We start from the raw sequence: 14,536 nt of genomic DNA, 5'->3' as shown, positions 1-14,536 counted from the left end.
TCTTTTGTTTACATCATAAAATGAAGAAAATATGGTCCAATAAAAGGATAGAAAAGAGAGGAACTTATCATATGATGTCTTATGAAGAATTTGTTGAAAAAGCAGAAAAAGATGAAGAATGGGCACCTGGATGGGAAGCGATTGATGAAGTATTTGATCATCTGTATCCAAATCAACAGCCAAAGCATTTTGCCACAAATATGACAGCCCGTGCAATGTTTGGTGGTAATGAATATCTGGATGGATATTCTATTTACACTTCCGCCAATGGTTATCAGCATATCGTTACTTATGGAATGACAAATCTTTATTTTGAAAAGGATAAATATGGGCAGGAATGGAATCGATGGGGTTATGAAATGACAATGAAACTGCCTGTAGAAGATGTTCAGGATTGTATGTGGGCACTAGATGTGCTATCTAATATGGCTCGATATACATACACAACCAATCGTTTCTTTGAACCTTATCAATTAATTGGAAATAAAGGGCAGCCTATCAAATTACATACCGATACTGCCATTACAGCACTACTTACCATCGCAGATACGGAGGCTCATGGTGTAGATACCGTTTATGGTAGAACGGATTTCATTCAATTGGTTGGGATTACACAACCTGAATATGAAATGCTAAGCAACAATGTGCCAAGAATCAAAGAATTTGTGGAGAAATTACGTAAAAAATATCCTAATCTGGAAACTGATTTGAATCGAACAGAATCTATAGTATTTTAATAATACATGATTCTTATAATATATCACTATTTATTTAATATTCCAGATACAAACTACAGGCTTATCATTGCTTGTAGTTTTTTAGATAGAAAAAAGCGTAATTGCTTACGCCTTTGTAGATATTATTTTTGCGATTTCTTCCATATGATGCTCATTTGTACCACAACATCCACCAAAGATCTGTAGTCCTAAGCTTTTTAAACGAGCCATGGATTTTGCCAATGCTTCTGGATCACTGCTTTGTAGTTCTTCACTTTGATCTAATAGATCATAATCTAATGGAGAGGTATTTGCCTGAATTCCTTTAAAACGCTCTGTTACGAGTTCATTTTGATTACATGGTTGTGTCAATGCTTCATAAACGATATCTGGATGAACACAATTACTCATATAACAAGCAGGTTTTCTCAATGTATATGCATCAATATAAGCAATCGCATCATGAATGGTAGTACCATCTATCAGTTTCCCATCTTTACGAATTGTAAAACTAATAATATATGGTAATTCGGTGTCTGATAATGCTTGTGCCATACCACATGCTTCAGGTAAAGTTGGCATAATACCAGCATATAAGAAATCAACACCTGCCACTTTTAATACATTCGCCTGCCAGCTGTGGAATGCTTTTGCTTCTTCTTGAGATAATGCGCCTTCCCCAGTATAAGCATCCCCTTTGCATCCCATTAAACCGCCAATATACGACTTTGCTTTCGCATCCTTTGCGACTTCTTTTAAGAACTTTACATTTTCCACAAGTAATTGTTCATCATATGCAGCTTTTTCAATACGTTCTTTATTGGCTCTACGCGTCGGTGTCGTCAGTAAAATTTCTAAATCATAACGTCTTGCGATATCAAGATATTGATTCCATAACACCTTCAATGCTTGTTTGCTTTTGGTATCATAGATCAAAGCTCCCATATCCACAAATTCGTTGAATTCTATTTGATACTCCCTTTTTAAGCGTTCTTTTAATGCGCCTTCCATTAATACACATCGTTCCATTTCTATCTCCTTCTTATTTACTTTGTATATGCTTCTTTATTCAAAACCCCTTGATCATATAAATACTGTTTCACTTCATCTGTGGCACGTTCTGCCTCAAACGCATATGTTTTTTCATAAATCTGCGTTGTGATCCCAACGGTATCATATAATTTTTTTAAGATACGAGAAAATTCTTCCTGATCAATGTGATTACTTACTTCCAAAAAGTAAAAATCTTTCCATTCATCACTAACAATATCAAAGATTTCTTCTACACTTTGACATGCATCAATGGCATCTTTTACTTCTTGAGTACCGCATGATGCAAAATCGGTTTCTATAATTTTGTTCAAAAATGGATATACCTGTTTTTCAGGATCATCTTTCTTTGGTCTGGTTTCTCCATAAGATAATTTATACTTCCATAAAAATTCTTTGTGACTTTGTAAATCCATCTGCTATTCCTCTTTTCTTTTACATCATATACTCATATGGATCATGACTTAAACATACAGCAATAATTAAACATGCTTCTACTTTGATATATCTTCAGGTGATATCCAGCCAAAGTGTAAACATGCTTTTTGGATACCATCCTCATCACTTCGATCTGTTACATAAGATGCTAGTGCTTTTAATTCATCAATCGCATTGCCTACTGCTATCGATATTGGTGCCTGTTGAAACATTTTGATATCATTTTCTCCATCCCCAAATACCACAACATCCTCAATTGGTTCTTTTAAAATTTCCATCATTTTTTTGATACCCTTGAATTTATCATCTGGTTCTATCATAACATAGGCATCATCATATCGCTGTGGTACCAAATCAGGGAAAGAAGTTAACTTTTTCTGTTCTTCCTTATTTACATAGATCATTAAACGTTTCACCTGTGTTAAGTGTTCAGGATCAAAATCTGCTTCTTGTATAAACTGACTTAAAAAGTCATTATCTAATTTAGGCAGTGCCTTCATATCTTTTGTTAGGAAGAAGAAATCATCTGCCTGAGATATACAATAAGGAAATCCAAATGCAATGCATTCTCTTAATAACTCTTTTACATGAGCCTGATCCAAAGGCTCATTGTATATCTTTTCACCTTCATAAACAACGGTGTTTCCACCATTACAAATGAAGGAATCTATTTCTAAATCTTTTGCGACATCCTTACTCATCGCATATGGTCTTCCAGTCGCAATTGCCACTACATGACCGTTCTTTTTTAAAGCTTTTAATGTATTTCTGGCAGAATCAGGAATAAAGCTTCCCATACCTCCTGTTGTTAATGTGCCATCAATATCAAAAAATAAAAATTTCTTTTCCATACCAATACCTCTTTCTTCATCCACTATTATACAGGATTTTTTCCAGTTTCTTACAAGATAAAGAAAAAGAAACAGTTTTTTACTGTTCCTTCGTACTTATAATTTTGGTTTTTCCTACATAATCATGAATCATACGTCTGGAATCGGTTTTCAGTGCAATCAAAATAGATATGATACATAAAACGGAACTGACACATTTTAATGGTAAAATAATATTTACCTGTGCAATCAAAACAACAATCTGGAAAATATAATTTCCTACTGCCACAAGACTTGCTTCTAAAAGAAATCTTCCTAATACTTCTCTTTTCAGCATTGTCTTAAAATCAACATCGCTTCCATCAAGTTTTACAACTTTCACATCCATAAATTTCTTACCATAGGTCTGTCCTTTATGAACTTTTACTGGAATATACACATAATAAATCATCGCAAACAGAAGGCTCAATCCACCTGCGATCAGTGCATAAGTGATAGTAGGGAAAGTTAGTAGATTTTGATTTAATTCTGTAGATTTCGTGTAAGACATATACATAAATACCGTTGGGAATGCAGTCACAAAGCTGCCAAGTACCCAGTCAATGATATATGCGAATGCTCTTGTTGTCATATCTACGTTTGTTTGTTCATTATCCAATTTAGAAAATAGCTTGAAATACCATTTTACACGAATGGACTGTGTGTCTTTCATTGATTGTTCCATATATTGAACATCTCCTTTAAATAACCTGTATTTTTTAGTGGTCTATACCACTTGCAACTACAGTATACCACAGATGAAAGCGCATTCCAAGTCCTTTTTTTATAATTTGTGATACCGCTATGATTTCTTTAAAGCGTAACTTCGATACCCTTCTTTCACGTCCACGATATTACGAAGTGGTTCTTCATTTTTAAAAGCTTCCAGATTTTCACAAAGAATATCCACAAAGATATCTTTGGTTTTCGGTAATTGGAATGTTCCTGAAATATGTGGTGTGATAATGATATTTTCCTCTTTCCAGATAGGATGATCTGCAGGAATTGGCTCTGTATCACATACATCCAGCACAGCACCTAAAATTTTCTTTTCTTTTACTGCATTTACCACATCCATTGTTTCCACAACATCACCTCGACCAACGTTTGCCCAGATGGCTGTTTCTTTCATTAAATCAAAATATTCTCCATGAAAGCTTTTTCTGGTTTCTTCTGTACTAGGTAATGCCATAACGACAACATCAGCTTTTGGTAATACATCTTTGATTTGATCCATGGTATATAATTGATCAATGTATTCTACAGATTGTTCTATGTGTTTTTTGATTCCTATCGTATAACCACCCAGTGCTTTGATTCGTTTCGCAAATTCTATTCCAAGATTGCCCAATCCCACAATTAAGAATGTTGATCCATAGATAGAATAAATGGGTCCTTCTATCTGCCATTTTGCCTGTTCTTGATTTCTAACATATAAATTCATATTGCGCATCAGCATTAAAATCGTACAAATCAAATACTCGCTGATGGTCAAACCGAAGCTGCCTGTTGCATTGGTTAGTACACAGCCTTCTGGTAATAATCCTGCTTTACAATAGTGTTCACTTCCTGCACTATCTAGCTGTAGCCATTTTAAATTCTTTGCATATGGCAAAAGTTCAAAAGGCGGGCGTCCTACGATTACCTCTACATCTTTGATTTCTTCTTTGTTCAATTCTTTTGAGAATACATACTCGTATCCCTTTGGTAAGCGTTCTTTTTGTGCCTGTGTTAATTCTGTTAATACCCATGTTTTCATATTGATCATTCCTCTCTATTCGTTTTCTAAAAATCCTGTCATATATAATGGTAAATATAACAACTTACCATCTTTTTCTATATTACCTTTACAAAAAACGATTGCCTGATCCATATCCGCATATTGCGACATAAATCGATCAAGCGATGGATGCTTTTTATAATCATCCCCTGATTTTACCTTAATAGGCAATATGCCTCCTTGATATTGTATCAAAAAATCAATCTCCATTTGTAATGGCTTTTTACAATCATAATAGTAAATATCGAATCCCTTTTTTAATATTCCAGCAGCAACATCATTTTCCACAACAGCTCCATTGTTTATTGTTAATTCTCCTTTTAAAATATTAGGCTGTATCCTGCCATAACTCATTGCGGTTAAAAATCCTGAATCGCATATGAATAATTTAAACAAATTACGTTTTTGATTAAACGATAATGGTAATTGTGGCTGCGTAACATTACAACACATGCTTGCAATACCAGCATCATTCAGCCATGTGATGGCACCTTCATAGCTTCGTAAAGCTGGTTCCGCTGTTAAGCTGCTGAAGTAAAATCTTTGATTTTTTTTATTTAATTGTTCTGGAATCGCCTCAAAAATTTCTTTAACTTTGGCTTTTTTTCCTTCTGCATACTTTGATATATTATCGCGATAAGAAGCGATAATATCCTTTTGTATGCGAATGACTTCATTAATGTCATATGTTTCAATAAATTCATTCACAACATTAGGCATACCACCAACGATGAGATATTGATAATATAACTTCATCATTTTATCATGTATAAACGCTGGGATTGGACATTGATCTTTGAAGCACTGTTTTAATTCTTGGATAACATCTTCACTGATATGATTTGCCCACATAAACTCTTCAAAATCCAGAGAGTACATCCTTATATGTTCTTCAAAGCCAACGGGATAAGATGATACATCTTTATAATTGATTCCAAGTAAGGAGCCTGATTCTATAAAATCATAACGTCCATCCTCCACAAGAAATTTTATTGCGGTTCTTGCTTGTGGACATGATTGGATTTCGTCAAAAAATATTAGCGTCTTGCCAGGTTTCATTGGACCTAGTCCCATTGCGGACATATTCATATAAATTGTCTTAGGCTCTAAATCATCCATGAAGATATCTTTTAATTTTGGATTTCGCTCAAAGTTTAATTCTATAAATGATTCATAATGTTGTTTTGCGAATGAGCGAATGGAAGTTGTTTTCCCTACCTGTCTGGCACCTTCTACCAATAAAGCTTGTTTATGTCTACGGTTTTTCCATTGTATTAAATCACTCTCAATTTTCCTTTTTAGCATGATTTATCATCTCTTTTCTATTTAAAGTATACCCTTATTCCATGTTTTTCTCAATCATCATAGATATAAATTACATGTTATTCTAATATTTTTATTTATTTTCCCCATGTTTTTCTGATGCTTTATCATCCTTTTCACCATTTTTTCTATAACATAAAAAGGAAGGGCTTTGCCTTCCTGATCATTATGCTTCTAATTTTATTTCCATTAACGCTTCTCTTGCATTTACAATACTTTGTGCAATTAATTGATCAATATCCTCTGTATAATCTTTAGATAGTGCAATTTCCATTAATACTGGAAAATTGATTCCGGTCAATGCCTTTACATGATCGTATTGAAAGGTTGCCAAAGCTGCGGCTTTAAATGGAGAACCACCAGGTAAATCTGTTAAGATAATCACTTTATCATTTTCAAACTTATCAATTTCTTTATTTAATTGTTCGCAAAGATCTTCAAAAGATGTTCCTTCTTGAAAGTCAATACTTACCAGTCCTTCACATTCTCCATTTAATAATCGAAGTGCACTATGCATACCACTCGCAAAATTTCCATGTCCTACTAAAATCAGTCCTGTCATATTAACCTTCTTTCTTTGCTCTTGCGCACTTTACTCCATTCATAAAGATTTCTGCACGTTTTGGGTCAATTGGATTTTTCATATCACCATTTTTTACCCATGTCGCCACCGATACACCATCATAATATTCTAGTAATTCTGTGATATTATCTCCAGTAGCTCCACCGCCTAAAATAACAGGTGTATCAGGTAGTTTTTTTCTAACTGCCTGTATCATTTCTAGACTTTCTTGTTTTGTTTTACCTGAAACAAATAATCCATCCGCAAATGCTTCATGTACTGCTTCCCATGCTGCAGCATCAATTGGTTTGCCACCTAGAGGTACGCCATGCACCTCCTGAATATCTGCATATACAGGAACTTTTGAACGTATTCTTTTTCTTAATTGTGCAATTTCTACACACTGGCCTTCCAAGATACCTGCACTTGTCACATTCGCTCCAGTAAATAGATGTTCCACTCTGACAAAATCTGCATTTACAGCATCCGCAACTGCAAGACTTGCGACACCATCCCAATTTACAAGAATACCTAGAACCAGATCAGGGTAATGCTGTTTAATTTCAAACGCGATCCTTGTCATATAGGCGATTGCTTCAGGTGGTGCAATTTGTTTAATCGGCATATCATTCATATTTTGTAGAATTACACCATCAAAGCCATTATCTACAACCATCTGCGTTTCATCTAAAACTTCTTTGACAATATCATCAATGGTTTTATCTACATGACGATAACTACCAGGTAATGGACTTGGCTGTATCATCGCAAATGCAGTACAATTTGGTTTAAACATCTTCTTCACCTCTTAATTCTTTTATATATTGCATAGCAGTATCATATAACTGTATACTTGGAATTACCCCCTTTTCAGTGATAAAACCTTTGATATGTTCTGGACAAACACCAAGTAATTCTGGTGTATAATAATCAATATCTTTGTGATTATCAGGATCTGCCACATCTTGTAACTTATCCTTTAAATCATTGATTACAATCGTTTTTTCTTTTCCATATACTGGTCTTACATCTAGTTTTATGAGCGGTGATATAAAATATAATGGTTTTTTATAATAATCACATATCAACCCTACAATGTCTGACCCAGTTGTATTAAATCCAGTGCCATCGGGATAAATGGATTCAGCACCCATGAATGCGCCATCACATTCTTTCATGTAATACATTAAACTTGCATCAGGTATGAAGTGAATCTGATGCCCTGCTTCTATACAAGGTTTTACAAACGGCTTTCCTCCATTGATGACGCGGCTTTCTGCGATATAGATTGTCTTACCAGCCTGCAATCCTCTTAAAAATGCTTCAACAGTACTTGAATAATCGTATACTAAAATATTCTGCATACGATTTCCTATTTCCACAGCATAGGATACTGCCTGATCAATTGCCTTTTTATTACTTTTCGCATATGAATCTTTCACATCAATAATTGCTTGTACAACTTCAGATGACTGTTCATGATTTGTATGACGATGAATACCTTTTATCATCTGATAGATTGCATTGGTAATTGCCTGACTTGCTTCACCTCTTGTTGCGATAAAAAAGTTACATACTTCATCGATTCTTTGAATCATTTCTTCTATATTGCCATTTGTTTTATACTCTAAAGCAATCTGCTCAATCATATTGCCAATCATTTTGATATGGGTGCTTGCTCCTAATACTTTTTGTGTTACAATATCATCAAAATCCTGCACCACACTTTTTGGTAAAGCGGCTCTCGCCTTTTCTTTATCTACAACATACATATCTTCACCCCTGTCTTAAAAGTTGTTTTGCATTATCATGAAAATAAGCCTGTCTTGTATCTTTATTTAATGGGAATAAATCAAATATTTCAATTGCATTTCTCGTAAATCGTTCAGGATAACTACTTCCAAACAGAATTTTATTTTCCGGCAATTGTTGAAATGCTTTTCTTAGTATCTGCATTTCATATTGATTACTGGTTTCAATCCATGCATTATCATTTCGTTTTACAATATCAACACAGCTATAACCATAATCAAAGCACCCCATATGAAGAAAGATAAATGGAATATCTGGATATCTTTTTACATAGATTTCCCATTGATGAGGAAGTGCTTTGGCACCAATACCAGAAAATACTTTTACTGGAAGTTTTCTTTCTTGAATCAATGAAAATACTTCATTTAAAACAGGACAATCATCTGGCGCATATCCATGTTCATAAGAATTAAATTCTATCATTTGTATTTCTGGTGTTGCACATGCTAATTTTGTATCTTCAATAATTGTAGATAGAGAAGGATTCAATAAAGCACATCCAATCAAACGCGCAGGATAGGTTTTTACTGCTTCCGCAATCTGTTGTATTCCTTCCTGTATACCATCTACCCGTAAATCTGAAATTACTCGTTTTTGTATCTGAAAGCGATCCATATCTGCTAGAAGTTTTTCCAGCAGATATACGCCATTTTCTTTTTCGATATGAGAATGAATATCAATCATTCCTATACGCCTCCTTTATTATCCTAAGATACCCGCATATACTCCAAGAATTGCGACAACCATCGTAATAAAAATTAATTTAACTGCAGAAATCTTTTTCTTTGTGACGAAATAATACATTAAAAATGTGTAAGCTAATCCCAGAACACCTGGCATTAAACCATCTAATGTTTCCTGAATTTTGATGACTGTATCACCTGATGCTATTTCAATAGGTATATTCATAACAACTAAAGCTGGAATAAATCCTCCGACAATGGTATATGCCGCAATTGCTGCGATATCTGTTATTTTTGAAATTAATCCACTTGAATTAATCTTTTCTACTAGTTTAATTCCTTGTTTATATCCCTGGAAAACACCTAAATATCGAATACCCAAAGATACAATACTCATACCAATAACGAAGAAGATTGGGCCAATCCAGCCTAGTTTTGCATTCACTAAGGAAATCGCAAGACTTGCTAAAATTGGACGAGCTGTACCATTTAATAAGGAATCTCCCAAGCCAGCAAGTGGACCCATCAGGGCTGTTTTTACTGCATTGATTGCACCTGGATCCATATCAGGATCATTGGCGTGCATTTCTTCCATTGCTGCTGCGATACCTACAGGAATGGCACTGGTAATATCATTAGTTAAGAAGTACTCCATATGACGTTCATAAGCTTCCAGTTTTTCTTCATCTGTATCATAAACTTTTTCAATAACTGGCATCATTGCTTGGGTAAAACCAGCATTTTGTTGACGTTCATAGTTATTCGCTCCACGAATGGTCAATTGTCCAAAGAATACTTTCCATAAATCTTTCTTTGTTAATTTTTTATTATTTTCCATATGATTTACTCCTCTCCCTCACTTTGATCAGCTAATTTAAAGTAAAAGTATAATGCCGCAAAAACCACAGCTAATAATGCGATACCGACCATATTGATCTTTAAATATGCTGCAAAGAAGAAGCCTAAGAATAAGAACGGCCACATTGTTCGATTTTTAATAGAACTTAATAACAATGCAAATCCCACTGCGCCAACCATGTTGCCACCAACGGATAAACCTGTGATGATCTTATCAGGAATGGCCTTGATAATTGCTGCTACAAAATCAGCACCATAATATACTGCTAGGAACGTTGGCACGCCATATAACAAGGCATTCATTGCCATGGTATAGACAATATTATTCATTACCAGACCTCTGGTATTTAATTTTTCTATTGAATTTTCTGCACGATGCATAAACCATACATTAATAACAGAGTTCTGTACAGTTTCAGCAATCTGACCGATAAATGATACAGGAAGAGCAGTAGCGACAGCTAAATCTGTACCACCACCTCCAAGAATTGCAACTGCGGTAGCGATTGCTGTAGAAATAGTTGGGTTTGGTGGAACTGCTGTACCAACAAAGATAACAGCAAGAAACATCAATTCTACTGTAACACCAACTTGAAGTCCTGTTTGAAAATCACCCATAATTGCCCCTACAACCGGTCCTATAAATATTGGACGGAAAATATGTGTCTGTGTTGTATGTGCATCAATAAATGCAATCGTTACAGCAACTGCCACAAGCAATGCCTGTAAAAATAAACTCATAATTTTATCCCTTTCCTTTCTTTTATAGTAAATGAACTAGAATTTTTTTCTGTTCATTAGGTACTGCACGAACTTCTACTTCAACTTTTTCTGCCAGTTTGCGGATATCAGCTTCTTCTTCCTCATTCAACCAGCAGTTGCCAAGAATTTTTCTTTTTCCTTTTTTCATATTGATATTTCCAACATTAATACTCTTCACATCTTTACAACTATCAATCAGATATAGTGCCTGTTTTGGCCCTCTTACTAATAATAAAGTTTTTGTATCTGATGTATCTGTTTCAATCATCTGCTTTGCTTCTTCTAAATTTTTAATGATCAGCTTCACGTTTTTAGGTGTTGCCATCTTCAATAATGATTGTTGAAGTGTATCTTTTGCTGCAGCATCATCACATACCAAAATCTGTTTTGCATCAGAATGAGCAATCCATGCAGTAACAACCTGTCCATGAATTAAACGATCATCAATACGGAATGTAGTAATATTCATAAAATGTTCCTCCTTATTTTTTTGTCCATAGATATTCAGCATTTTTATAGAAGATATCTTCCAGCTGTTCTTCACTTAAGCCTAATTCTTCAAACTTGCTGATTTCTATATTTACTGGTTTATATGGCCAGTCTGTTCCAAAACATACTCGTTTTGAACCTAATACATCAATTGCTGTTTTTAACACTCTTGTATCCATTTGACCACTTGTTTCTACCCATACATTATCTAAATCTTTAACTGCCATAATCGTAGACATACCAAATTCATAATATCCGATATGTGTAAATACAAAGCGCAGATTTGGATGTTTTTTTGCATATTCTGCCCAGACGTATGGATTAGAAATCGGTGCAGTTCCTACATGTGTCTGCACATGAACGCCATATGTTTCAATTTTATCAAGAAGTCCATCTAAAGCAGGCGAGTTATCAGGATAATACCCATGCTTCCATGAGTGAAACTTTACTGCTTTCATATGATAAGTTCCTAAACACAAATCAATTTCTTCCAATGCTTTTGGATCTTTTGGATTGATGAAAGCATATCCTTCAATGATGTCTGGATACTCACACATTGCTTTATAGATAAAATCATTTTGATACCGTGTGGATATACCAGATAAACAGCTGATACCAACTTTTGTGATTCCATGTTTTTTCAAATCTTCAACCAGCTCTGTTGGCGTATTTTCTTCTCCAGAACTAGTTTTTCCCAAATGAGAATGAATGTCATAATATTTCAAATTATCTCCTCCTATCAGCATTTCATCTTGATATAACATGTTACACCTGTATAATAACTTATCATATCAAGTTTGTCAACATAATATATCATATTTTTACATATTTTATTAAAATTGATAACGTTTTCTTAAAATTTCACCATTATAAGGTATAAACTTGTTATAAAAAAACTATCTAGGTTGTATTACTAGATAGCTTTTATAATTCTTCTTTTTTTAAAGTGATTACATATTTATACTCATCAGCTTTATAGGAATTAATAGATAATTCTAATGGTCTATTCAAATAATCATAAGTAATTCTCTCTCTTCGGAAAAGCGGTTCTCCTTCATCCATATACAGTTCTTTTCTTAAATTAGGCGTAGGCATTACAGCTTCTATGGTTTCTACTGCACGTTCGATATGTAATCCCTGTTCCTCATACAACGCATAAATAGATGTTTTCTCGTTTAATTCTTCACCATGTATGACAACACCAGTATCACGGGATATAAACTGCTCATTCATACCTATAATTCGGCCATTTTTCAACCTTAGTCGTTTTAGTCGATATATATCAGCACCTTCCTCAAGCTGAAGATAATCACATACAATACCAGTTGCTTTTGTTTCCTCAAATTCCAAAATAATAGATGATGGACGTTCACCAGCTTCTCTTGCTTCCTGAGAGAAACTGCTTACGCCAACTAAGTCAGAGTATTTTCTCATTGGCTGTACGATCGCCCCTTTTCCTTTTCTGATTTTTATGAAACCAGCTAGTTCAAGATCTTGCAAAGATCTGCGAATTGTTATACGACTGACATTAAATTCAGCCTGTAGAGAGGATTCAGAAGGTATTAATTCATTTTCTTTATACACACCATTTTCAATGCGTTTTTGCAGTTCTTTATAAATCTGTAAATATAATGGCGCATCTTTTTTCTGTTTCTGCATAAAAGCTTTCCCCTTTCCATATGACACTTACACTATAACATAACATGTCATAAAAATAAACACTACATGATATAACAACTTGTTAAATAAACAGAACTGCATATAAAAAAACAGTAATCAACAAAAAAAGCCATAGCATATAAAACACCTGCTATGACTTATTTTATAATCTAGTACTTTAAATCAATAATCTTTTCCCATGTAAATTCTGGTCTTCCAAAGTGACCATAACATGCTGTTTGTTTGTAGATTGGTTTCTTTAAATCTAGTTCATCAATGATATCTTTTACTTCAAAGCTAAAGTTTTCTTTGATGATATCTAAGATTTCCGCATCACTCTTTGTGCCAGTTCCAAATGTATCCACCATAATAGATACTGGTTTTACTTTACCGATTGCATATGCTACCTGTACTTCACATTTGCTGGCAAGTCCTGCCGCAACAATATTCTTTGCCACATAACGACAATAATATGCTGCACTACGATCTACCTTACTAGGGTCTTTACTTGAGAAGCATCCTCCACCGATTCTTCCCATACCACCATATGTATCACATACGATTTTTCTTCCTGTTGTACCACTGTCACCAAAAGATCCACCTACGACAAATGATCCACTTGGATTGATTAGATAAATTGTATCTTCATCGACTAAATCATCATTAATGACTGGATTGATAACTTCTTTCATTACTAATTCTGCGATTTCTTCCTGAGTCGCACTTGCGACATGCTGTGTAGATACAACGATTGTATCAATACGTTTGATTTTATCATCTTCATATTCTACTGTTACCTGCGTTTTTCCATCTGGTAATAAGATATCACTTTTTCTTCTTACATCACTTAAACGTTTTGCTAACTGGTGTGCATAATCAATAGCGGCAGGCATGTAGTTTTCTGTATCATCACATGCATATCCAAACATGATACCCTGATCTCCTGCACCAATTTCACCATCTTCCCATACAACTGCATGGTTAATTTCAGATGACTGTTTGTTTACTTTTGTCATAACCGTATAATCTTCGGTATAGCCAATTTCTTTGATCACATCTTTCGCAATCTTTTCATAATCAATAACAGCTTTTGTATTTGCTTCTCCATAAACCAATACAAAATCATCTTTAATGGTTGCTTCTACTGCCATTTTACTTTCTGGATCCTGACGTAATGCTTCATCTAAAATACTGTCCGCAATCTGATCACAGATTTTATCTGGGTGTCCTTCTGTAATACTTTCACTTGTAAATAAATAATCCTTCATGTTTTAATCTCCTTTACACATATAAAAAGCCTCCTCAATAAGAGAAGGCAATCTTAGTTGAACTATTCTCTTATCGTTGTTAGCAGTACCACCTTATATGATGCTTCATACAGGTTGGCGTGGGCTGCGAGCTAACTCTCTAACCCAACTCTTGATAAAAAGGCTCTTATATTAAAACACACGCCAAGCTATTTGGCAACTCTTTTCGCAAAAAATATTACAATCATTTATGCTCTTTTCGCAAAAAATATTACAATCATTTTGAAA

Annotated in this window: 17 protein-coding genes and 1 riboswitch; of the genes, 1 reads left to right on the top strand and 16 read right to left on the bottom strand. The window is 34.4% G+C overall.

The genetic code is table 11. From position 1 onward, the window contains the following. The first annotated feature begins 71 nt into the window (after positions 1 to 71). A complete protein-coding gene (locus DW114_RS00845) occupies positions 72 to 737 on the top strand; it encodes a suppressor of fused domain protein (RefSeq protein WP_199483513.1) in 666 nt (221 codons plus the stop codon). Positions 738 to 842: 105 nt separating this feature from the next. On the opposite strand, the gene DW114_RS00840 is transcribed toward DW114_RS00845, so the two are convergent. From DW114_RS00840 to metK, 16 genes are all read right to left on the bottom strand, one after another. Continuing rightward, positions 843 to 1,745 carry a homocysteine S-methyltransferase family protein gene (locus tag DW114_RS00840; RefSeq protein WP_199483511.1) on the bottom strand — a complete coding sequence of 301 codons (903 nt, stop codon included), beginning with the start codon at positions 1,743 to 1,745 and terminating at the stop codon, positions 843 to 845. Between the two features lie 17 nt (positions 1,746 to 1,762). Beyond that, on the bottom strand, positions 1,763 to 2,182 hold the full coding sequence (locus tag DW114_RS00835; protein WP_117451470.1) for a hypothetical protein: 420 nt from the start codon (positions 2,180 to 2,182) through the stop codon (positions 1,763 to 1,765). Between the two features lie 78 nt (positions 2,183 to 2,260). Then, positions 2,261 to 3,055, bottom strand: a complete 795-nt coding sequence (locus DW114_RS00830) for a Cof-type HAD-IIB family hydrolase (RefSeq protein ID WP_117451468.1) — start codon at positions 3,053 to 3,055, stop codon at positions 2,261 to 2,263. Positions 3,056 to 3,134: 79 nt separating this feature from the next. Next, positions 3,135 to 3,758 (bottom strand): RDD family protein, encoded by a 624-nt coding sequence (locus DW114_RS00825; RefSeq protein WP_233509515.1) that lies wholly within the window; start codon positions 3,756 to 3,758, stop codon positions 3,135 to 3,137. A gap of 117 nt (positions 3,759 to 3,875) precedes the next feature. Then, positions 3,876 to 4,832 (bottom strand): D-2-hydroxyacid dehydrogenase, encoded by a 957-nt coding sequence (locus tag DW114_RS00820; RefSeq protein WP_233509513.1) that lies wholly within the window; start codon positions 4,830 to 4,832, stop codon positions 3,876 to 3,878. 15 nt (positions 4,833 to 4,847) lie between these two features. Further along, the gene (locus DW114_RS00815) at positions 4,848 to 6,158 is read right to left on the bottom strand and encodes an ATP-binding protein (protein WP_117451464.1); all 1,311 of its coding nucleotides are present in this window, start codon (positions 6,156 to 6,158) and stop codon (positions 4,848 to 4,850) included. 184 nt (positions 6,159 to 6,342) lie between these two features. Further along, positions 6,343 to 6,738 carry a PTS sugar transporter subunit IIA gene (locus DW114_RS00810; RefSeq protein ID WP_117451462.1) on the bottom strand — a complete coding sequence of 132 codons (396 nt, stop codon included), beginning with the start codon at positions 6,736 to 6,738 and terminating at the stop codon, positions 6,343 to 6,345. Position 6,739: 1 nt separating this feature from the next. Further along, positions 6,740 to 7,534 carry a BtpA/SgcQ family protein gene (locus tag DW114_RS00805; protein WP_117451460.1) on the bottom strand — a complete coding sequence of 265 codons (795 nt, stop codon included), beginning with the start codon at positions 7,532 to 7,534 and terminating at the stop codon, positions 6,740 to 6,742. After that, positions 7,527 to 8,510: a hypothetical protein gene (locus tag DW114_RS00800; RefSeq protein ID WP_117451458.1), complete on the bottom strand. Its 984-nt coding sequence runs from the start codon at positions 8,508 to 8,510 to the stop codon at positions 7,527 to 7,529. Before DW114_RS00800 ends, DW114_RS00805 begins: the two co-directional genes overlap by 8 nt. 4 nt (positions 8,511 to 8,514) lie before the next feature. Beyond that, positions 8,515 to 9,234 carry an amidohydrolase family protein gene (locus tag DW114_RS00795; protein WP_117451456.1) on the bottom strand — a complete coding sequence of 240 codons (720 nt, stop codon included), beginning with the start codon at positions 9,232 to 9,234 and terminating at the stop codon, positions 8,515 to 8,517. A gap of 18 nt (positions 9,235 to 9,252) precedes the next feature. Continuing rightward, positions 9,253 to 10,071, bottom strand: coding sequence for a PTS system mannose/fructose/sorbose family transporter subunit IID (locus DW114_RS00790; protein WP_117451455.1), 819 nt, complete (start codon positions 10,069 to 10,071; stop codon positions 9,253 to 9,255). A gap of 5 nt (positions 10,072 to 10,076) precedes the next feature. Continuing rightward, a complete protein-coding gene (locus DW114_RS00785; RefSeq protein WP_117451453.1) occupies positions 10,077 to 10,832 on the bottom strand; it encodes a PTS mannose/fructose/sorbose/N-acetylgalactosamine transporter subunit IIC in 756 nt (251 codons plus the stop codon). A gap of 22 nt (positions 10,833 to 10,854) precedes the next feature. After that, positions 10,855 to 11,322 (bottom strand): PTS system mannose/fructose/N-acetylgalactosamine-transporter subunit IIB, encoded by a 468-nt coding sequence (locus tag DW114_RS00780; protein ID WP_117451451.1) that lies wholly within the window; start codon positions 11,320 to 11,322, stop codon positions 10,855 to 10,857. 13 nt (positions 11,323 to 11,335) lie between these two features. Next, entirely contained in the window at positions 11,336 to 12,067 is a 732-nt protein-coding gene (locus tag DW114_RS00775) for an amidohydrolase family protein (RefSeq protein ID WP_117451989.1), read from the bottom strand. Between the two features lie 199 nt (positions 12,068 to 12,266). Continuing rightward, positions 12,267 to 13,001 carry a GntR family transcriptional regulator gene (locus DW114_RS00770; protein ID WP_117451449.1) on the bottom strand — a complete coding sequence of 245 codons (735 nt, stop codon included), beginning with the start codon at positions 12,999 to 13,001 and terminating at the stop codon, positions 12,267 to 12,269. A 170-nt stretch (positions 13,002 to 13,171) separates the two neighbouring features. Next, complete coding sequence (gene metK / locus DW114_RS00765; RefSeq protein WP_117451447.1) at positions 13,172 to 14,269, bottom strand: methionine adenosyltransferase; 1,098 nt, start codon at positions 14,267 to 14,269, stop codon at positions 13,172 to 13,174. A gap of 43 nt (positions 14,270 to 14,312) precedes the next feature. Further along, positions 14,313 to 14,432, bottom strand: a riboswitch (SAM-I-IV-variant riboswitch). Positions 14,433 to 14,536: the final 104 nt, after the last annotated feature.

This window comes from Absiella sp. AM09-50 (genome assembly GCF_003433845.1).
GTDB lineage: Bacteria > Bacillota_I > Bacilli_A > Erysipelotrichales > Erysipelotrichaceae > Hoskinsella > Hoskinsella hominis.
The sequence above is the reverse complement of the archived record's forward strand: the minus strand, read 5'-3'. Positions and strand labels throughout refer to the sequence as shown.